Annotated in this window: 17 protein-coding genes; 3 read left to right on the forward strand and 14 right to left on the reverse strand. The window is 68.6% G+C overall.

Translation table 11 applies throughout. The annotated features are described in order from the left end of the window. The first annotated feature begins 29 nt into the window (after nucleotides 1-29). Nucleotides 30-2,336: a xanthine dehydrogenase family protein molybdopterin-binding subunit gene (locus tag KHC24_RS12135; RefSeq protein WP_213363536.1), complete on the forward strand. Its 2,307-nt coding sequence runs from the start codon at nucleotides 30-32 to the stop codon at nucleotides 2,334-2,336. Between the two features lie 253 nt (nucleotides 2,337-2,589). On the opposite strand, the gene KHC24_RS12140 is transcribed toward KHC24_RS12135, so the two are convergent. The 14 genes from KHC24_RS12140 to fgd form a co-directional block, all read right to left on the reverse strand. Beyond that, a complete protein-coding gene (locus KHC24_RS12140; protein WP_213363537.1) occupies nucleotides 2,590-3,309 on the reverse strand; it encodes a phosphoribosyltransferase in 720 nt (239 codons plus the stop codon). A 159-nt stretch (nucleotides 3,310-3,468) separates the two neighbouring features. Beyond that, the gene (locus tag KHC24_RS12145) at nucleotides 3,469-5,031 is read right to left on the reverse strand and encodes a GMC family oxidoreductase (protein WP_213363538.1); all 1,563 of its coding nucleotides are present in this window, start codon (nucleotides 5,029-5,031) and stop codon (nucleotides 3,469-3,471) included. 27 nt (nucleotides 5,032-5,058) lie between these two features. Then, nucleotides 5,059-5,565: a hypothetical protein gene (locus KHC24_RS12150; RefSeq protein ID WP_246546841.1), complete on the reverse strand. Its 507-nt coding sequence runs from the start codon at nucleotides 5,563-5,565 to the stop codon at nucleotides 5,059-5,061. An 11-nt stretch (nucleotides 5,566-5,576) separates the two neighbouring features. Continuing rightward, the gene (locus tag KHC24_RS12155) at nucleotides 5,577-6,749 is read right to left on the reverse strand and encodes an LLM class flavin-dependent oxidoreductase (RefSeq protein WP_213363539.1); all 1,173 of its coding nucleotides are present in this window, start codon (nucleotides 6,747-6,749) and stop codon (nucleotides 5,577-5,579) included. Next, nucleotides 6,746-7,708: an acetamidase/formamidase family protein gene (locus KHC24_RS12160; RefSeq protein ID WP_213363540.1), complete on the reverse strand. Its 963-nt coding sequence runs from the start codon at nucleotides 7,706-7,708 to the stop codon at nucleotides 6,746-6,748. Before KHC24_RS12160 ends, KHC24_RS12155 begins: the two co-directional genes overlap by 4 nt. A gap of 10 nt (nucleotides 7,709-7,718) precedes the next feature. Beyond that, nucleotides 7,719-8,555, reverse strand: coding sequence for a carbohydrate ABC transporter permease (locus tag KHC24_RS12165; protein ID WP_213363541.1), 837 nt, complete (start codon nucleotides 8,553-8,555; stop codon nucleotides 7,719-7,721). A 253-nt stretch (nucleotides 8,556-8,808) separates the two neighbouring features. Beyond that, entirely contained in the window at nucleotides 8,809-9,732 is a 924-nt protein-coding gene (locus tag KHC24_RS12170) for a carbohydrate ABC transporter permease (RefSeq protein ID WP_246546842.1), read from the reverse strand. 191 nt (nucleotides 9,733-9,923) lie between these two features. Continuing rightward, on the reverse strand, nucleotides 9,924-11,348 hold the full coding sequence (locus KHC24_RS12175; RefSeq protein ID WP_213363542.1) for an extracellular solute-binding protein: 1,425 nt from the start codon (nucleotides 11,346-11,348) through the stop codon (nucleotides 9,924-9,926). A gap of 49 nt (nucleotides 11,349-11,397) precedes the next feature. Further along, entirely contained in the window at nucleotides 11,398-12,567 is a 1,170-nt protein-coding gene (locus KHC24_RS12180) for an ABC transporter ATP-binding protein (RefSeq protein WP_271180673.1), read from the reverse strand. Then, complete coding sequence (locus KHC24_RS12185; protein ID WP_213363543.1) at nucleotides 12,564-13,667, reverse strand: ABC transporter ATP-binding protein; 1,104 nt, start codon at nucleotides 13,665-13,667, stop codon at nucleotides 12,564-12,566. Before KHC24_RS12185 ends, KHC24_RS12180 begins: the two co-directional genes overlap by 4 nt. A gap of 173 nt (nucleotides 13,668-13,840) precedes the next feature. After that, the gene (locus KHC24_RS12190; protein WP_213363544.1) at nucleotides 13,841-14,584 is read right to left on the reverse strand and encodes an alpha/beta fold hydrolase; all 744 of its coding nucleotides are present in this window, start codon (nucleotides 14,582-14,584) and stop codon (nucleotides 13,841-13,843) included. Nucleotides 14,585-14,605: 21 nt separating this feature from the next. Further along, the gene (cofC, locus tag KHC24_RS12195; RefSeq protein ID WP_213363545.1) at nucleotides 14,606-15,337 is read right to left on the reverse strand and encodes a 2-phospho-L-lactate guanylyltransferase; all 732 of its coding nucleotides are present in this window, start codon (nucleotides 15,335-15,337) and stop codon (nucleotides 14,606-14,608) included. Then, nucleotides 15,334-16,119: a coenzyme F420-0:L-glutamate ligase gene (gene cofE / locus KHC24_RS12200; protein ID WP_213363546.1), complete on the reverse strand. Its 786-nt coding sequence runs from the start codon at nucleotides 16,117-16,119 to the stop codon at nucleotides 15,334-15,336. Before cofE ends, cofC begins: the two co-directional genes overlap by 4 nt. A gap of 3 nt (nucleotides 16,120-16,122) precedes the next feature. Continuing rightward, entirely contained in the window at nucleotides 16,123-17,127 is a 1,005-nt protein-coding gene (gene fgd, locus KHC24_RS12205; protein ID WP_213363547.1) for a glucose-6-phosphate dehydrogenase (coenzyme-F420), read from the reverse strand. A 197-nt stretch (nucleotides 17,128-17,324) separates the two neighbouring features. On the opposite strand from fgd, the gene KHC24_RS12210 reads away from it, so the two are divergent. Continuing rightward, a complete protein-coding gene (locus KHC24_RS12210) occupies nucleotides 17,325-18,350 on the forward strand; it encodes an AI-2E family transporter (RefSeq protein WP_213363548.1) in 1,026 nt (341 codons plus the stop codon). A 31-nt stretch (nucleotides 18,351-18,381) separates the two neighbouring features. Further along, the gene (locus tag KHC24_RS12215) at nucleotides 18,382-19,845 is read left to right on the forward strand and encodes an alpha/beta hydrolase (protein WP_213363549.1); all 1,464 of its coding nucleotides are present in this window, start codon (nucleotides 18,382-18,384) and stop codon (nucleotides 19,843-19,845) included. Nucleotides 19,846-19,886: the final 41 nt, after the last annotated feature.

Here is a 19,886-nt window from a genome sequence, read left to right on the forward strand (position 1 = left end):
CGGCGACGGGATCGAAGGGGACGAGAGCGATGAAATTCGGTGTGGGCCAGCCGTTCCGGCGCGTCGAGGACCAGCGCTTCATCACCGGCACCGGCCGCTACACCGACGACATCCATTATGATGGCGAAGCCTATGGCTTCGTGGTGCGCTCCCCGGTCGCCCACGGCCTACTCAACGGCGTCGATGCCGAGGCGGCGCGGGAGATGCCCGGCGTGCTCGCCATCTATACCGGCGACGATCTCGCCACTGACGGCATCGGCACCCTGCCCGCCGTCATCGTGCTCGACCATGTCGAGGGCGGCCGCATGCCGACCCCGCCCTATCATCCGCTGGCGCAGGGCAAGGTGACCTATCTCGGCCAGCCGGTCGCCTTCGTGGTCGCCGAGAGCGCGCTTCAAGCGCTGGAGGCCGCCGAGGCGGTGATGCTCAACATCGAGGACCTGCCGGCGGTGGTCGATCCCGTCGCCGCCTTCGCCGACGACGCGCCGCAGTTGCACCCCGAAGCGCCGGGCAACCTCGCTTTGCACTGGGCCCATGGCGACGTCGCCACAACCGAGGCGGCGCTCAAAGCCTCGCACCGCGTCGTCGAGCTGGAAGTGGTCAACAACCGCATCGTCGTCGCCTCGATGGAGCCGCGCAACGCCATCGGGCTTTATGACGGCGAGACCGGCGACTTCACCCTCGTCACCGGCTCGCAGGGCAGCCACATGATCCGCGCCTGGCTGTTCGAGGCGCTGTTCGGCCTGCCCGCCGAAAAGCTGCGGGTCATCACCCCGGATGTCGGCGGCGGCTTCGGCATGAAGGCGATTCCCTATCCCGAGCAGGGACTGGTGCTCTATGCCGCCCGCAAGCTCGGCCGGCCGGTGCGCTGGCAATCCACCCGCGCCGAGGCCTTCCTCTCCGATACGCAGGGCCGCGACAATCTCTCGCGCGCCCGGCTCGGCCTCGACGCCGACAACCGCTTCACCGCGCTGATGGTGGAGACGATGGCGCCCTGCGGCGGCGCGCTGTCGGCCTTCGGCGTCTATTGCCCGACGCTGTCCGGCCCACCCATGGCGCCGGGCGTCTACCGCATCCCGATCGTGGCGACCGATGTGCGCATCGCCTACACCAATAATGCGCCGATGGACGCCTATCGCGGCGCCGGCCGGCCGGAGGCCGCCTATCTCATCGAGCGCATCGTCGACAAGGCGGCTCGGCAGCTCGGGCTGGCGCCGGAAGCGCTGCGCGCGCTCAACATGATCGCGCCGGAGGAGATGCCGCACACCACCGGCGCCGGCGTCACCTATGATTCCGGCGACTTCGCCGCGGTGATGCGCACCGCCATGCAGGCCGCCGATTGGGCCGGCTTCCCCGCCCGCCGGGCGCAGGCGGACGGCCTGATGCGTGGCATCGGCCTCGGCTATTACATCGAGCGCACCGGCGTGCCCGGCAAGGAAGGCGCGGTGGTGGAGATCGCCGCCGACGGCGCGGTGACGGTGCATGTCGGTACCCAGTCCACCGGCCAGGGCCACGAGACCACCTATGTGCAGATGACCGCCGAGACGCTCGGCATCCCGCCCGAGCGCATCACCGTGAAGACCGGCGACACCGACCAGCCGCTGCCCTCGGCCGGCGGCACCGTGGCTTCGCGCTCCATGGTGCATGGCGGCGGCGCGCTGCGCCTTGCCACCGGCGACGTGCTCGGCAAGGCGCATGCGGAAGCGGCGAAGCTGCTCGACAGCGACCCGCGCGAGGTGGAGTTCGAGGACGGCGCCTTCCACGTCCCCGGCACCAACCGCCATGTCGGCCTGCTGGAGGTCGCCGCCAAGGCCGGCGGCCTCACCGGAATCGGCGATTTCGAGCAGTTGATCGGCACTTTCCCCAATGGTGCGCATATTTGCGAGGTAGCTGTTGATCCCGACACCGGCTCGATCACCGTCGAGCGCTACACCGTGGTCGATGATTTCGGCCGGGTGCTGAACCCGCTGGTGCTGTCCGGCCAGGTGCATGGCGGCATCGCCCAAGGCATCGGCCAGGCGATGCTGGAGCGGGTGGTCTACGATGCGGACAGCGGCCAGCTGCTCTCCGGCTCGTTCATGGATTACGGCATCCCGCGCGCGGAAGACCTGCCCTTCTTCGAGGTGGCGACGCAGAACGTGCCCTGCACCACCAACCCGCTCGGCATCAAGGGCGCCGGCGAGGCCGGAGCCATCGGCGCGCCGCCGGCCTTCGTAAACGCGGTGATCGACGCGCTCAGCTCCCTCGGCATCACCGAGCTCGACATGCCCCTCACCCCGTTCCGGGTATGGGAAGCCATCGAGGCGGCGAAGACGGGAGCGAACGCGGCGGCTTGACGGACGCCCTGCTCCCTCTCCCCGTCGGGGAGAGGGCTGGGGTGAGGGACCTTCTTCGGCTGCCAAACTCTCTCCCCCTCACCCGCCGCCATGCGGCGACCTCTCCCCAATGGGGAGAGGTGAAGTCAGGCGCCGCCTGATTTTCCACCCGCGCCTGTCATCCTGGCCACAGCGAAGCGGAAAGCCGGGATCGCTGTCGGGTACGGCACACAATCCCGGATCGGCCTGCGGCCGTCCGGGATAGCGAGAAAGATCAAGGCACCTCCGGCAGCGTGCCCTCCACCGGCCGCCAGCCGCCCTCCCCGCGCGCGAACAGCGGGCAGCCATAGGCCGCCCTCACCCGCTCCGCCGGCAGCACGTCCTGCATCGCCGCCATCCAGCGATTGGTCTGCTTCATCGCCACCGCCATGCCGGCGATCTCCGCCCCCGCCCGCGTCAGCAGCCGGCAGGCGGCGACCGCCGTGGCGCCGGAGGAAATGGCGTCGTCGACCAGCAGCACCCGCCGCCCTTCGATGAGCGGCAGCAGGTTGGGGTCGAGCCGCAGCCTTTTCCCCGCTTCCGGGGTGGTGATGGAGGAGACCGGCTCTGCGAGGTCGTCGCGGTACCAGAACTTGCGCGAATAGCCGAGCGGCACGTAGCGCTTCTGCCCCAGCCGCTCCGCCACCAGGGCGGCGAAGGAAAGCCCCAGCGTCGGCAGCCCGGCCACCAGCTCGGCGCCGAGATCGCCGGCGGCTTCCGCCATCGCCTCCGCCAGCGCCGCGACCACCGCGTGCGAGGCCTGGTTGGCGATCAGCGAGGCCACCGCGTGCTCGCCATCCGGCAGCGCCCGCAGCGGCAGCACCAGCACCCGCCCGTCGGCGAGCCGCACCGGGTAGCCGAAACGGAAAGGCGGCGTCGCCGAGAAGCGCGACGGCACCTCCTGCGTCAGTTCCTGCCAGTAGCCGGTGGTCGGCTCGGTAAAAGAGTCGGACACGATGCTCCCCGCTGCGAACGGCTCACGATCCCGAACATCGTCATGCCCGGACGTGAGCCGGGCATCCACGCCCTCGCCTGGGCACCGAGCGGAACCGCATGGATGGCCGGGTCAAGCCCGGCCATGACGTAATGTCTGCGGAGCGGAACTCCCCTCGCCTCACAGCTCGCCGGCGGCCATCCGCCCGGCCATGAACTCGGCCTGCCGGATCGCCAGCGCGACGATGGTCAGCGTCGGGTTGCAGGCGCCGCCGGTGGAGAAGGTCGAGCCGTCGGCGATGAACAGGTTCGGCACCTCCCACGCCCGGCCATTGCCGTCGAGCACACCGTCTTCTGCCTTCGCCGCCATGCGGTTGGAGCCGAGATTGTGGCTCGCCGGATAGGACGGCGCCTCGATCGAGCGCTTCGCCCCCGCCGCCGCATGGATGGCGGAGAGCGTCTTGTAGCCGTGCACGCGCAGCTTCAGGTCGTTGGGGTGGTCGTCATAATGCAGGTTGGCGACCGGAACGCCGAAGGCGTCGAGTTCGTCGCCCAGCGTCACCCGGTTGCCCGGCTGCGGCATGTCCTCGCCGGACATGAAGATGCCGGCCATGTTGCGGTATTGCTCGATCACCGAGACGAAATCGCGGCCCCACCAGCCGGGGTCGAGAAAGGCGGCGGTGGTCGGCAGCCCCATCGAGTTCATCTCGATATAATAACCGCCGGCAAAGCCGCGCGCCGGGTCGTGGCGGACGAAGTCGTCGATCATGCCGCCCATGATCTCGCCGCGATGCATGTAGACCGGCTTGTCGAAGATCGACCACACGGTCTGGATGATGTGCCGCAGATAATGCCGCCCGACATGGCCATAGCCATTGGCGAGGCCGTCGGTGAAGCGCCCGCTCTTCGAGTGCAGCAGCAGCCGCGAGGTCTCGATGCAGTTGCCGGCGAGCACCACGGCGCGGGCCTTCTGGCGATGGGTGACGCCGGCCGCGTCGACATAGACCACGGCCGAGGCCTTGCCGGCCGCGTCATGCTCGATGAAGGTCACGCGCGATTGCGGGCGCAGTTCCAGCTTGCCGGTGGCCAGTGCCCGCGGGATTTCCACCGCCAGCGTCGACCAGCGCGCGCCGGTCTTGTCGCCGGTGATGGTGAAGCCGTCCTGGATGGTCGCCGGGCGGCCGTCATAGGGGATCGAGTTGATGGCGTGGCGGCCGGTCGAGACGTTGTAGCCGAGCTTCGAGCCGCCGGCATACATCACCTTGAAGTTGTTGTTGGCCGGCAGTCCGGGCAGGCCATTGGTGCGCGTCACCCCCATCTTGGCCTCGGCGAGCTCGTAATAGGGCGCGATGTCGGCGACGGTGAACGGCCAGTCGATCAGGCTGGTGCCGGGGATCTCGCCATAGAGCGTCTTCGCCCGGAACTCGTCCTCGATGAAGCGATAGCAGCAGGCCGACCAGTGGGTCGTCGTGCCGCCCACCACCTGACAGCTCCAGCTCGGGGCGGTCGGATGGTCCTTGGCGGCGCGCCAGGTGCCGGAGGCGGTGCGCTTGTCGAGCCAGGACAGCATCTCGTAACCGGCCCATTCGTCATTGACGAAATCGTCGGCGGTCAGGTGCTTGCCGGCCTCCAGCAGCACCACCTCGACGCCGCGCTTCACCAGTTCATGCGCCAGCGTACCGCCGCCGGCACCGGAACCGACGATCACCACGACGCCGGAATCATCCAGATCATATTTTGTCATGCTGCGTACCTGTGTGCGGACGGCGCGTCAGATGCCCGGAGGCGGTTCGGGCAGCCAGTCGAGATCGTTGAAGCCGCGGTCGACATAGCCGCCGAGATGCGCCGAGGCGCCCTCATAGCCGAAGGCCTGCCACACCTCGATATCGTCATAGAGGAAGCGCACGGTGGTGCGCTGCACCAGCCGGAAGGCGGCCGTGCCCTCGATCGCCTTCAGCCCGTTGACGCGGTAGCTCTCCGACAGCTCGCGGAACGGCACCGGCATGGCGCCATCCACCAGATCGACGAACTCGGCGAAGCCCTGCGCCACCGCCGGCATCTTGGCCGCCAGCCCGTCAAAGGCCACAACCGTGCGGCGATAGACCCGCTCCGGCAGGTCCTGGTGCGGATAGAGCGTGCGCGCCGCCACCACCAGCGTCTCGGCGACATGGGCGTCGAACACCTTGAGCACGCCCACCCAGTCCGGCCCCTCCGGCAGTTCCACCGGCGGCGGCAGCTTGGGATCCTTGTAGGCAGTGGGCATCGGGGTTTCGGTCATCGGCACGTTCCTCAGTTCGTCGAGGGCAATTGCTCGCCGGGCGGCAGCCAGGCATTGATGGCGGCAGCGTTCTTCACCAGGTCTGCGGCATGGCTTGCCTGCGACCGGGCTTCGGCCTGCAGCAGCCGCGCCCGCGTCGGCTGAAAATGCGGCACGACATGGCGGGCGAACAGCTCGTAATGGCGCAGCGTCGCCTCGCGGTTCGCCCAGTCATGCGCCAGCATCAGGAAGCAGCCGAAATCGCCCGCCCGCGCCGCGAGGCGCTTGAGGAAGGCGACCGCGTCGTCCGGCGTGCCGATGACGCCGATGCCGGTCTCGTTCATCCAGGCGATGCGCTCCTCGAACGTGTCGCCCACCGCGGTGATCGAAGGCATGGCGATGGTCTTCTGGGTGTATTCGCAGAAGGCATCGAAGCCGTGCCGCATGTCGGCCACCGCCTGCTCACGGGTCTCGGCGACATGCACGTTCACCACCAGCCGCCAGCGCGACGGGTCCGGGGTGTGGCCGTGCTTCACCGCCTCCTCGGCATAGACGTCCCAGTGCAGCGGCGGCGCCGGCATGCCCTCCTTCGGCGAGATCACGCCGGTGGAAAGCAGGCCCAGCCCGTGCTTTCCCGCGATGCGTGGCCCGGCCTCCGAGCGGGTGGCGGCGACGCAGACATCGAACATCGGGTCGGAATAGGGCGCCACCTGGCAGAAGGCGTCGACCAGCCTGTAGCGGTCGGTCTCGACGCTCACCGGCTCCAGCGTGGTGAGCAGCTTCATCAGCACGCCGAGATCGTGATCGAGCGCCGGGCGCAGCTGGCGCGGGTCGAGCCCGAACATCGAGGCGTCGCTGGGCAGGCCGCCCGGGCCGAAGCCGGCCATGAAGCGCCCGCGCAGCAGGTGATCCATCAGGATCATGCGGTCGGCGACATGGTAGGGGTTGTGATAGGGCAGCGGCACGATGCCGGTGCCGAGCTTGATCGACTTGGTCAGCGCCCCGACATGGGCGAGGAACACCATCGGGTCGGCGATGATCTCGCTGCCAGCCGAGTGATGCTCGCCGACCCACGCCTCCTCATAGCCCAGCGCGTCGATCCACTGGATGGTCTCCATGTTGCGCTGAAGCGAGGTGGTGATGTTCTGCGTCGGCGGCGAATTCCACGGCGGCATGAAGATGCCGAAACGGGTCTTCCGCATCATGCTTCCCCTTGGCGCACGGGAAGGAAGCGCTTGGGCAGCACGCAGTGGATGCCCTTGTTGCCGTCCACCGTCTGGGTGACCCGCAGGTCGGCGCACAGCGAGCACAGAGTATAGGCGTCCTGCGCCGACAGGCCGGAATGCGCGGAGATCAGCACGATCATGTCGCGCAGCGCTTCCTTCACCGCGTCGTCGAGATCGGGATCGAAGCCCATGGTGATCCACTCGTCGGCCTTCTCGGCGCGCGGCGTGGTCAGCTTCATGTCCTTGCGAACGTGGAATTCGAAGGTGCCGGTCAGCGCGGTCTCGATGGCGGTGATGCACACCTCGCCATCGCCCTGCCTTCCATGGCCGTCGCCGACCGAGAACAGCGCGCCCTTCGCGAACACCGGGAAATAGGTCGTGGTGCCGACGCCCAGTTCCTTGTTGTCCATGTTGCCGCCGAACACCCGCGGCTCGGTGGACGACAGCCGCCCCCATTCGAGGGCCGGCGCGACGCCGAAATTGCCGAAGAACGGTTCCAGCGGCAGCTCCTGCCCCCACGGCATGGTGGCGATGAGCCGCTCGCGGTCGAGCGGGATATGCAGGCGCCGCAGGGTCGGGAAGTCCTCCGGCAGCGTGCCGAGGAACGGCAGCTGGAGATTCCAGCCCCAATCGGCGCGGAACTTTATGTCGAGCATCCGCACCTCCAGCACGTCGCCGGGCTCGGCGCCCTCGACGAAGACCGGGCCGGTGAGCAGATGCGGCCCCGGCCCGCGATGGGTGCCCGCGAAAATCTCCGCATGGCCCGGCACCGGGGTGAAGCCGGTGGCGGCGAAGTCCGGCATGTCCTCCGGCTCGCCGGACACCGTATCGATGACCACCCGGTCGCCGGACTTGATGGTCAGCGCCGGCGGCAGGGTGGCGTCCCACTTGCCCCAGTTCACCGTGCCCGGCTGCGCCGGCAGGTAATGCTCCGCCATCTTGTCCTCCTCAGCCCTTCACGGCGCCGAGCGTCAGCCCGCGCACGATATGGCGTTGCAGCACGAACACCACCGCGAGCACCGGCAGCAGCGCCGTCATGCCGACCACCGCCATCTCGCCCCAGCGCACGCCCTGGCTGGTGATCAGTTTGGGAATGGAAACCGGCAGCGTCGTTACCGATTTGCCGCCGAGCATGAAGGCGAACAGGAACTCGTTCCAGGCGAAGATGAAGCACAGCACGCTGGTGGCGACGATGCCGTTGCGCAGCAGTGGGAACACCACCCGGCGGAAGATCTGCACCTTCGACCATCCCTCCAGCGCCGCCGCCTCCTCCAGCTCCACCGGCAGGTCGCGGCAGAACGAGCGCAGCACCCACACGTAGAAGGACAGGTTGAAGGTCATGTAGGCCAGCGTCAGCCCGAGGAAGCTGTCGAGCAGGCCGACCTTGGCGTAGATCAGGTAGAACGGGATGACGAGGCAGACCGGCGGCGCCATGCGCGAGCCGAGAATGAACAGGAACAGGTCGTCCTTGCCCTTCATCTCGAAGCGCGCGAACGCATAGGCGGCCGGCGTGCCGATGATCACCACCAGCGCGGTCGACACCGTGCACAGCACGAAGGAAGTGAGCAGGCTCCAGTGGAAGCCCTGCTCGATCACATAGGAGAAGTGGTCGAGCGTGGGCACGAACAGCCACTGCGTCGGGCGCGCGAACATCGCCTCGTTGGGCTTCACCATCATCGACGCCATCCAGAAGATCGGGAACAGCATGATGGCGGCGTAGACGATGACCAGCGTGGTCCAGAACAGACCGCGCGAACCTTCGGGGCGGCTTGAAGCTTCGGCCATCTCTACCTCTTTCGTTCCGGACACCGGACTTCGATTCCTCTCCCTGTCGGGAGGGGCCTGACTTCTGATTCCCTCTCCCCGCCGGGGAGAGGGGTGGGGTGAGGGGTCTCCGACGCTTCCCAACGTCGTCGCCCTCACCGACCCGCTACGCGGGCCACCTCTCCGCCGAAGCCGGATGTTTCCGGCTTCGGCCTCGCCAGAACCGAATTCAGCAACAGCCGAGCTCGGACGGGGAGAGGGAAAAGCTAAGCTCTCAGAACGCGTTCAGGCGCTTCTTGGCGACCTGGTAGAAAATCGAGCAGAAGGCGAAGAAGGCGATCCACACCAGCACCGCCAGTGCCGAGGCCTCGCCGATGTTCCAGAACTCGAAGGTCATCTTGTTGGCGAGGATGGACGGGGTCTCGGTCGAGATGCCCGGCCCGCCATTGGTGAGGATGTAGATGGTGTCGAACACCTTGAAGGCGTCGATGAAGCGCAGCAGGCCGATCACGGCGAGCAGCGGCGTCATCATCGGCAGGGTGATGTGGAAGAACATCTGCACCGGGTTGGCCCCGTCCACCGCCGCGGCACGGTAGGGGCCGAGCGGCAGCGCCTGCAGGCCGGCGAAGAACGCCAGCATCATGAACGGCGTCCACTGCCAGATATCGACGAAAATCAGCGCGTACAGCGCCAGCTCCGGCGAGGCGAAGATCGAGGTCTCGCCGAGAATGTTGAAGCGCTCCAGCACGTTGTAGGAGAAGAACCCCCACGAGCCGGCGAGCATGATCTTCCACAGCAGCCCGACGACGATCGGCGCCATCATGGTCGGCATGAACAGGAGCGGGATGAGGATCGAGCGGCCGCGCACATTCTGGTTCAGCACCAGCGCGCCGATCAGCCCGAGCATGAATTCGATCGGCACCGCGATGAACACGAAGGTCGTGGCGACCCCGATGGAGTTCCAGAACCGCGCATCGGTGAGCAGCGTGATGTAGTTGTCGAAGCCGATGAAGTCGCGCACCCGGCCGAACTTCGCCTCGTGGAAGCTCAGATAGATGGCGTAGATGAACGGCGCCAGCGACACCACCACCAGGGTGATCATCGAGGGGGCGATCAGCAGATAGGGATACCAGGCCCGCTCGCGCATCCCCGTCGCCTGCGGCTTGGCCACCGTCATCGTCTCGCTTGCGCTCGCCATCCTGCCTGTCCGTCTCGCTGCGTGGTCGTGTATCGGGAAGAAGAAGCCGGGACGCGGGGGCACGCGTCCCGGCAGGCGGCCGGCAGATCGGGTGGGCGCCGGCCGTATCGGGCACCGGAAGCGCCAGGCCTCCGGTGCATGGAACGTCACGTCACTGCGTGGGCGTGCAGGACGTCACAGCGTTCCGGATGTCACAGCGTGCAGGACTTGCCGCCGCAGAGCTTCTCCAGGATGGCCTGGCCTTCCTTGGCGCCCTGCTCGGGGGTCATCTTGCCGAGGCCGACCTGCTGCGCGATGCCGCTCATGGCATCGAACATCTCCGGGTACTTCTCCATCTTCGGCCGCGCGGTGGCGACGTCGAGCGAGGACTTCATCGCCGCGAACAGCGTCGGGTTGGTGCTGCCGGTGATCGCCGGGGCCGCCCACGAGCTCTCGCGGATCGGCACGCCGCCCTGGCCCATCTCGATCAGCTTGTCCTGCTGCTTCTTGTCGGCCAGCCACTGCAGGAACAGGAAGGTCGGCTCGGGGTTCTTGCTCGCGGCGCTGATCACCGTCACCGACGGCTCGGCGTCGGCATGGCGGTGCGCCTCGTTGCCGGCCTTGGCCGGGATCGGGGCGTAGACGAACTTGCCGGCGAAGGGCGATACGCCCGGCTTGTCGATGCCGAGCACGAAGTCCGACCAGGCCAGCGACTGGGCGGCGATGCCGTTGCCCATCACGGTCGGCACGTCGACCAGCGAGTATTCGGCGATGCCGGGCGGGGCGAAGGTCCACAGCTCGCGCCACATCTTCAGCGCCGCCACCGTCTGCGGGCTGTCGAACACCGGCTTGCCGTCCTTGTCGAGCAGGTTGCCGCCATAGTTCTGGATGAAGTTCACCCAGAGGTTGGAGAAGGTCGAGCCGCCCTTGATGCCTTCCAGCACGATGCCGTAGAAATCGCTGGTCAGCGGCACACCGGCCAGCTTCTCGCCCTTCTTGCGGGTGAAGAACTCGGCGATGTCGCGCATCTGCTCGATGGTCTTGGCCGGGGCGAGGTCATAGCCGTATTTGGCCTTGAACGCCGCCTGCTCTTCCGGGTTGTTCAAAAGGTCGGCGCGCGCCCAGTAGACGTGGTTGTAGTTCCAGTTGATGAAGCCGTACTGCTTGCCGTCGCTGAAGGCGGTGGTCTTGTACGGCGCCTGGATGAAGTCGGCGGCGTTGAGGCCGGGATCCGACAGCTTGGGGTCGGCGACGAACTTGTCGAGCGGCATGATCACGCCGGCCGACAGCATCGGGCCGAGCTGGGCGCCGTGCAGCATGATGGCGTCGTAATAGCCGCGGCCGGACAGCATGTCGGCCTGGCCCTTGTTGATCACCTCGAAATGGTTGAGCAGCTCCCACTCGACCTTGATGCCGGTCTCTTTCTCGAAGTCCGGCACGATCTTGGAGAGCGTCTCCTGCAGCGGCGTGATCTCGTCGAGCACGCGGATGGTGGTGCCCTTATAGGGCGCCGCCGCCTTGGCATAGAAGCCGGCATCCTGCGCCAGCACCGGCTGCACGCCGGAGACCACCATCGGCACGGTGAGTGCCGTGGTTGCCGCCAAGGCGGCGGCGAAACACCAAATCTTACGCTTCATCGCTCTTTCCCTCTGTAGTTTGCCGTTAGCGGCTTATGCCTGTCAGTCGTCAGTCGCCGGAAAGCGCCCGGCCGGTCGCACCGTCGAAGAGGACCATCCCCTCGCCGGGAAATGTGATGCCGATGCCGCGGCCGATGCCGCCATCGGCGCCCAGTGCCGCGGCCGCCGCCATCGAGGTCTTCACCTTGGCCAGCAGGTTGCCGAGATCGATGGTGACGATGGCGTGCTTGCCGAACGGCTCGTTGGAATAGACCTCGGCCAGCACCGCGCCGGATGCGCTGCCCCCGGCATCCGGCGCCACGAAGCCGATGGCGTCGGGCCGCACGCCCAGCGTCGCCGCCGCGCCGCTGGCGCGCTCCGCCGCCCGCGCCAGCGCGCCGGCCAGCGTCAGCTTCACCCCCCGGCGCACGAACACGATGGCGCCGTCCTCGCGGGTCAGCTCGCCGTCGATCAGGTTCATCGGCGGATCGCCGAGCAGCTTGGCCACCCGCGCGCTCGCCGGGCGCAGCCAGATCTCCTCCGGCGTGCCGATCTGCTCGAGGCGGCCCTGGTCGATCACCGCCACCCGGTCGCCGACCGACAGCGCCTCCATGCCGTCCGGCGTCGCCCAGATCGTCGGCACCGTCAGCCCGGAGAGCCGGCGGCGGATCTCGCCGCGCAGCTTGTGGCGCAGCTTGGCGTCGAGATGCGAGATCGGCTCGTCGAGCAGATAGAGCGCCGGCGATTGCACCAGCAGGCGCGCCAGCGCCACGCGCTGCTTCTGCCCGCCGGACAGCGCGCCCGGCAGCCGCTCGTGCAGATGGCGGATCTCCAGCAGCTCCAGCACCTCGTCGACGCGCTTGTTGGCCTCGGCGAGCGCCAGCCGACCGCCCGGCGCCTGCAAGGGCGACAGCGCATTGCCGCGCACGGTGAGGTGCGGATAGAGCGCGTAGCTCTCGAACATCAGCGCCACGCCGCGCTGGCCGGCCGGCACCTCGGCCATGGCGCGGCCGCCGAGCTCGACCGAACCGGCATCCGGCCGCTCCAGCCCGGCGAGGATGCGGCAGAAGGTGCTCTTGCCGGCGCCGGAAGGGCCGGTGAGCGCCAGCAGTTCGCCCGGCTTCACCTCGATGCCGATCTCGGCCAGCACCTTGTGCGGCTGCCCCTTGGAGGAAAAGCTCTTGGAAATGCCGCGGGCGATCAGCCCGGCATGGGTGGACATGCGCAGCGGGGCGTTCACGGCGCCACCTCCAGGTTCTTCTCGCTCGCGGCATCGAAGACCAGCAGCCGGCCGACATCGAGCCCGACCGACACCTTGTCGCCCGCCCGCCAGGCCGTCGGGCCGGCGATCTCCGCCACCAGCTTGCCACCCGGCCCGCTGCCGGCATCGAGCGCCACGGTGAGCACGTCGGCATCGCCGCGCGGCTCGCGATAGATGATGGTTCCCCGCGCCGCCCCTCCCGCGTCGCCCGCGACGTCCGGCGCCGACACCGTCACATGCTCGGGGCGGATGCCCGCGACGATGGCGCCGTCGGGCAGCTTCGCCCGCCGCGCGGTGGTGAGCGTCACCTCCCAGCCCTCGCCGACGATGCGGTTGCCGGCATAGGCGGCCTTCATCAGGTTCATCGGCGGCTCGCCGATGAAGTTGGCGACGAACAGATTGGCCGGGCGCTCATAGAGGTCCTGCGGCGCCCCCACCTGCTGGAGCACGCCGTGATTCATCACCGCCACCCGGTCGGCCATGGCGATGGCTTCGGTCTGGTCGTGGGTGACGAGGATCGAGGTCACCTGCCGCAGCTTCTGCAGCCGCTTGATCTCGGCGCGCAGCTGCACCTTCTGGTCGGCGTCGAGATGCGACAGCGGCTCGTCGAACAGGATCACTTCCGGGTCGCGCACCAGCGCCCGGCCGATCGACACGCGCTGCATCGCCCCGCCCGACAGGCCGCGCACGGGTTGATCCGCCATCTGGCGCAGGCCGAGCAGCTGCAGCACCTCGCCGATGCGCTGCGAGGCCGGCTGGCCGGTGATGCCGCGCACCTTCAGCGGGAAGCCGACATTCTCCCACACCGTCATGTTCGGGTAGAGCGCGTAGTCCTCGAACACCATGGCGATGTTGCGCTCGCCGGGCGCAAGGCGCGAGACGGGCTTGTCGCCGAACCAGATCTCGCCCGACGACACGCTCTCGATGCCGGCGGCCATCTTCAATGTGGTCGACTTGCCGCAGCCCGAGGGCCCCAGCAGGGCGAGCATCTCGCCGGCAGCGCAGGTGAGGTTGAGTTCCCTAACGGCATCAACCTCCCCGTAACGCTTGAAGACCGACTCAAAGGCGATGGACGACATCCGGCACTCCAATGGCTATGCCGATGAACAATCCAAGTTCTGTGCCAAAGTGTGCTGGTGTATAGACACTCTAGCCAACAGGGCTTCGAAACCCGGTTTCGCCATTGAACATCTGCTTAAAAAAGCAGCCGCAAGGCACTCCCTGCCGCCAGAATGTGCGCCTCTAAGACGCCCTAGATACCCACCCGCGCCACCACCGTATCGAGCAGCCCGGCGAGTGCCTCCGGCGCCGACAGGAAGGGCGAATGGTCGCCCTCGAGGGTGAACACCGCCTCGCACGGCGTCTCCTCCGTCATGGCCCGCTGATAGGCGAGCGACACCGCCTTGTCGCGCGTGCCCTCGACATAGAAGCGCCGCACCCTGCCGAAGCGCGCGGCGCTGAGGTCGAGCCGGTCGGCATAAATCTTCATCCGCTGCGGCGTCAGCTGCCCGGCGGCCCAGGCTGCGTCTTCCGGCGTGCAGCTATTGTAGAACACCTCGCCCGCCGCCGCCGCCGGGAAGGTCGCGGTCTGCCCGCCCGCCGCCACCTGCATGTTCTTCAAGACCAGATCCTCGACGCCGAGATCGGCATGCGCGTCGAGGAAGCTGACGAGGCTGGCGCCATGCGTGAGCAGCAGCCCGTTGACATAGACGGTGGCCGCCAGCCGGTGGGCGCGGCGCTCGCTCGCCTGCGCGCTGACGATGCCGCCCATGGAATGGCCGACCAGCACCACATCGTCGGGCAGCTGGTCGATCGCCCAGCAGACGCGCGTGACATAGCTGTCGAGATCGGCGGTCTCGGGCAACGCCGGGTCGCCGCCGCTCGCCGGCAGGTCGGGCGCCAGCACGGTGTGGCCGCGTGCCTCCAGCAGCGGCACCAGCCGCTGCCAGCACCAGGCACCGTGAAACGATCCGTGCACGAGAACGAAATTCGCCATGCCGCCCCTCCCCTGTCGAGCTTAAGTCCGATCCACCGAAACGCCTTCGGCGGCGAGCGCCTGCCGCGTGCGGGATTCCGCCGGCAGCCGGGCCAGCCACGCAAGATCGCCGGGCGCATCGACATCGAAGCCGAGCCCCGGCAGCGCCGCGCCCGCATGCACCCGCACCGGCACCCCGGCCGCCTGCACCGCGGCGCGATGCGCCGCCAGGCTGCCCGGCCCGAAGGCAAAGCCGATCACCTCCGGCGGCGTCGCCAGCAGCGCATTGGTGCCCTGCCCGTCATGGGCGGCCACCAGGCTCACCCCGCCGGCCGGATGCGCGGCGATCACCTGCGCCACCTCGGCGGCGGCCAGCCCCGGAATGTCGCCGGGCAGCACCATCAGCCCGGCCGCCCGCCGCGCCGCCAGATGCCGCGCCGCCCGCGCCAGCGCCGCGTTGAGCCCGGCCACTTCCGGCTCCGCCAGCCATTCGGCCCGGTAGGCCCGCGCCAGTTCGGCCACCGCCGGCTCCGCCGAGACGATCAGCGTGCCGGCGAGCCCGCCAAACCCGTCAAGCCCACCAAGCCCACCAAACGTGCCGCCGGGCGGTGCTTCGGCCTGCCGCAGCGCCGCCAGCACATCCTCCAGCATCGCCCGCGCCAGCCTGGCGCGCGCTTGCGGCGCAAGCGTTGCCGCCAACCGCTGCTTGGCGAGGCCGAACGGCTTCACCGGCACCACCGCCCAGATGCCGCCGGCTCCCCGCCCGGCGGTCACCGGAACAGGTCCTCCTCCGGCGTGCGGATCAGCGTCGCCGCCGGATTGTCCGGCGCAGTCCATTGCAGTCCACGCACCAGCACCACCGGCGTCGCCTCGGTGCTCTGCCCCATCACCAGCGACGCGCTCGCGGCGATCTCGTCGGCATGGGCGATCATCGTCGCCCGCAGCGTGCGGCCGAACAGGTCGGTCTCGCCGCGCCGGTCGATCATCGACGGCAGGCCGGCGGCGCCGATGGCGATGCCGGTGGTGCCGCGCCGCCACGGCCGGCCGAAGCTGTCATTGATGACAACGGCCGGCGCCACTCCCGCACGCCGCCCGATGTCGGCGCGCAGGCGGCCGGCGCTGGCATCCGGGTCGAGCGGCAGCAGCAGCGCCGCCTCGCCGCCATCATGGCGGATATTGGATTGGTCGATCCCGGCATTGGCCATCACCAGCCCCAGCCGGTGCTCGACGATCAGCACGTCCGGCCGGGTGCGCACCACCCGCACGCTCTCCGCGAGGATCAGCTCGACGAGGCGCGCATCCTTGCGCACCTCCTGCGCCAATGCCGTCGCCCGCGCCGAGGGCACGACATCGGCGAGGCGGACCAGCCGCCCCTCGGCCTTGGACACCACCTTCTGCGCCAGCACCACCACGTCCTGCGGCGCCAGCACCAGCCCAAGCCGGGCCACGCCGTCGAGGATGGGCCCGGCGAGGTCGTCGCCGGCCTCCACCAGCGGGAAGTCGGGCAGCGCGAATATTTCCAGCCGGGCGGCGGGCCGGGAGGTGGGTTCAACCATGGCTCAGCCGAAGCGGGCGCGCAGGCGCGGCAGCACCTGCTCGGCATAAAGCTCGAGGAAGCGCGGCTGGTCCTCACCCGGCGCGTGGAACACCAGATGGTCGAAGCCGAGCCCCACATAGGCGGCGATCTTCTCGACATGCTCGTCCGGATCGGTGGAGACGATCCAGCGCGAGGCCGCCCGCTCGACCGGCAGCGCGTCGGCCAGCTTCTCCATCTCCAGCGGGTCCTCCACCGAGTGCTTCTCCTCCGGCGACAGCGCCAGCGCCGCCCAGTGCCTTGTGTCGGCCATCGCCCGCGCCCGGTCGGTGTCGAAGGAGACCTTCATCTCGATCATCCGCTCATAGCGGCGGCCGGGAGTGTCGGAGGCCTCCAGCCCCGCCGCCACGTTCGGCAGCAGCGTCTCGGTGTAGAGGTCCCATTTCTTGCCGGAGGTGCAGATGAAGCCGTCGCCGGCGCGGCCGGCGAACTTCGCCACCATCGGCCCGGCGCCGGCGATGTAGATCGGCACCGGCTGGTCCGGCCGGTCGTAGATCGTCGCGTTCTCGGTCTTGTAGAACTCGCCCTCGAAGCTGACGCGCTCCTCGCTCCACAGCGTGCGGATGAGGCGCACCGCCTCGCGCAGCCGGGCGAAGCGCTCCTTCAGCTCCGGCCACGGGGCCCCGGTCGCCGGCACCTCGTTGAGCCCCTCGCCCGAGCCGACGCCGAGGATCACCCGGCCGGGGAACAGCTGGCCGAGCGTGCCGAAGGCCTGCGCCACCATCGAGGGGTGATGGCGGAAGGTCGGGGTGAGCACGCTGGTGCCCATGGTGATCCGCGAGGTCGCCGAGCCGAGCGCGCCGAGGAAGGCGATGGCGGCGGGCGCGTGGCCGCCAGTGTGGCGCCAGGGCTGGAAATGGTCGCTGATGAAGACGGAATCGAATCCCTTCCGTTCCGCGAGCACCGAGAAATCGACGAGCTGGCGCGCGTCGAACTGCTCCGCGGAGGCCTTGTAGCCGAGCTTCAGCACTTTACCACTCCCTGGGGGTCGACAATATCAATGATGCTATTGTGCAGCACACTATGACAAATAATCATGCAATCACAATAGGCTGATTTTTCCCAAATCGGACGCCGCGGAAATGCCGTCCCGCCGGATTCGATACGGCCTTGTGGCGGATCGGGCGAGGCTTTATCCGGCATGGGGCAGCTTTTGGCGAGTGGGACATGAACGGGCGCGGTACTCTAATCCTTCTCGGCATCATTGCCGCGATCCTGATCTGCGCTGCGGCCTATCTCGCCGCCTCCATCGTCGCGCCGGTGGCCTTCGCGCTGTTCTTCATCGCCCTGGTCTGGCCGCTGCAGCAGCTGCTGGCACGGCGCCTGCCGCGGCTTCTCGCGCTGTTCCTCAGCCTGGCGATCAGCCTCGTGGTGCTGCTCGCGCTCACCTCGATGACCATATGGGGCTTCGGCCGCGCCGCGCAGTGGCTGATCGCCAATGCCGGCCGCTTCCAGGCGCTCTACCTTTCCGGCGCCGAATGGCTGGAGGGCCACGGCCTCTATGCCGCCGGCACCTTCATGGAGACCTTCAACGTCTCCTGGCTGATCCGCTTCTTCCAGGGCGTGGCGGCGCGACTCAACGGCATGGTCGGCTTCGCCGTCGTCACCCTCATCTTCGTGCTGCTCGGCCTGCTCGAGGTCGACATCGTCCGCCGCAAGCTCGCTGCCGGCGAGGCGGGCGAAGGCGGGCGGGTGCTGCTCGCCGCCGGCGCCGACATCGCCGACAAGTTCCGCCGCTACATGCTGGTGCGCACGGCGATGAGCGTCGCCACCGGCTTCGCCGTCTGGGCCTTCGCCGCCGTGGCCGGGCTCGACCTCGCCTTCGCGTGGGGCGTGATCGCCTTCGCGCTCAACTACATTCCCTTCATCGGCCCGCTGGTGGCGACGCTGCTGCCCACCCTGTTCGCCGTTGCCCAGTTCGAGAGCTGGCAGATGGCGGTGGCGGTGTTCGCCGGCATGAACGTCATCCAGTTCATCCTCGGCTCCTATGTCGAGCCGCGCATCGCCGGCAAGGCGCTCGCCATGTCGCCCTTCCTGGTGCTGCTGGCGGTGTTCTTCTTCGCCTTCCTCTGGGGCCTGGCCGGTGCCTTCATCGGCGTGCCGCTCGTCATCGCCGCACTGACCCTGTGCGCCCACACCACCTCCGCCGGCTGGGTCGCCCGGCTCTTGTCCGGACGCGCGCCGGACGCGTGACGCCGCCCGATATCGAAGGAAAGCGCCTCCCATGGCCATTCGCCGCCTCAAGCGCCTCGCCCTCTGGCTGCTCGTCACGCTCGTACTGGTGCTGGCGACTTTCATCTCCACCCGCGTCTGGTTCTCGCAGAGCGGCGCGCCGCTGGAGGCCTGGCATAGCTTCGTGCCCCGCGAGCTCACCGTCGCCGAGATGGACCGCACCGACTGGGCCGGCTTCCTGGCTGCCGAGAACCGCGCCTTCGACGAGGTGTGGGAAAACGTCGTGCAGACGCTGCCCGAAGACCAGCGCATTCCCTCCAACCGCTATTTTTCCGGCAGCATCGTCTACCCGCCGCGGCTGACGCGCGACTTCAACCGCTCCTACGAGATCGCCCCGTCAGGCGAGGCCAAGGGCGCGGTGGTGCTGCTGCACGGCCTCACCGATTCGCCCTACAGCCTGCGCCACGTCGCCCGGCTCTATGCCGAGGCCGGCTGGGCGGTGGTGGCGATCCGCATGCCCGGCCACGGCACCGTGCCCGGCGGCCTCGCCAAGGCGGAATGGGAGGATTGGCTCGCCGCCACCCGCCTCGCGGTCCGCGAGGCCCATCGCCTCGCGCCGGCGGCGCCGCTGCATCTGGTCGGCTTCTCCAATGGCGGCGCGCTGGCGCTGAAATACGCCCTCGACGCGCTGGACGATCCGGCGATGGCGCGGCCGGACCGGCTGATCCTGCTGTCGCCGATGATCGGCATCACCCGCTTCGCGCGCTTCGCCGGCCTCGCCGGTCTGCCCGCCTTCCTGCCGGCCTTCGCCAAGGCGGCCTGGCTGTCGGTGCTGCCGGAGTTCAACCCGTTCAAGTACAATTCGTTTCCGGTGAACGGCGCCCGCCAGTCCTATCTGCTCACCTCGGCATTGCAGGATTCCATCGCCCGCCGGGCGCGGGCCGGCGGCCTCAAGGACCTGCCGCCGGCGCTCACCTTCCAGTCGGCGCTGGACTTCACCGTCTCCACCCGCGCCGTGGTCACCGCCTTCTATGGCCTGCTGCCGGACAATGGCAGCGAGTTGGTGCTGTTCGATCTCAACCGCAACACCAAGCTCGGCCCGCTGCTGCGCGGCTGGACCTCAGCCGCCGCGCTCGGCCGCAACGTGCCGCCGGCGCCGCGCAATTTCACCCTGTCGATGATCACCAATGTCAGCCCGGACAATGGCGAGGTGCTGGAGCGCCTCACCCCCGCCGGCGCCACCGCCAGCATCGATCGCCCGCTCGGCCTGTTCTATCCGCCGGACGTGTTCTCGCTCTCCCATGTCGCCCTGCCGTTCCCGGAGAGCGACAATCTCTACGGCTCGCAGCCGGACGGCACCGAGGATTTCGGCCTTCAACTCGGGGCGATGGCGGTGCGCGGCGAGCGCGGTGCGCTGATCGTCAGCGTCGACGCGCTGACCCGCATGTCGTCCAACCCGTTCTTCCCCTATATCGCCGAGCGGGTCGAAGGCGCCATCGCCCAGCCGCGCCGCTGAGCGCGCCGACAGCCGGCACAAATAAAACGGCCGCGCATCTC

Source organism: Ancylobacter defluvii, assembly GCF_018390605.1.
In the GTDB taxonomy this organism is placed as follows: domain Bacteria; phylum Pseudomonadota; class Alphaproteobacteria; order Rhizobiales; family Xanthobacteraceae; genus Ancylobacter; species Ancylobacter defluvii.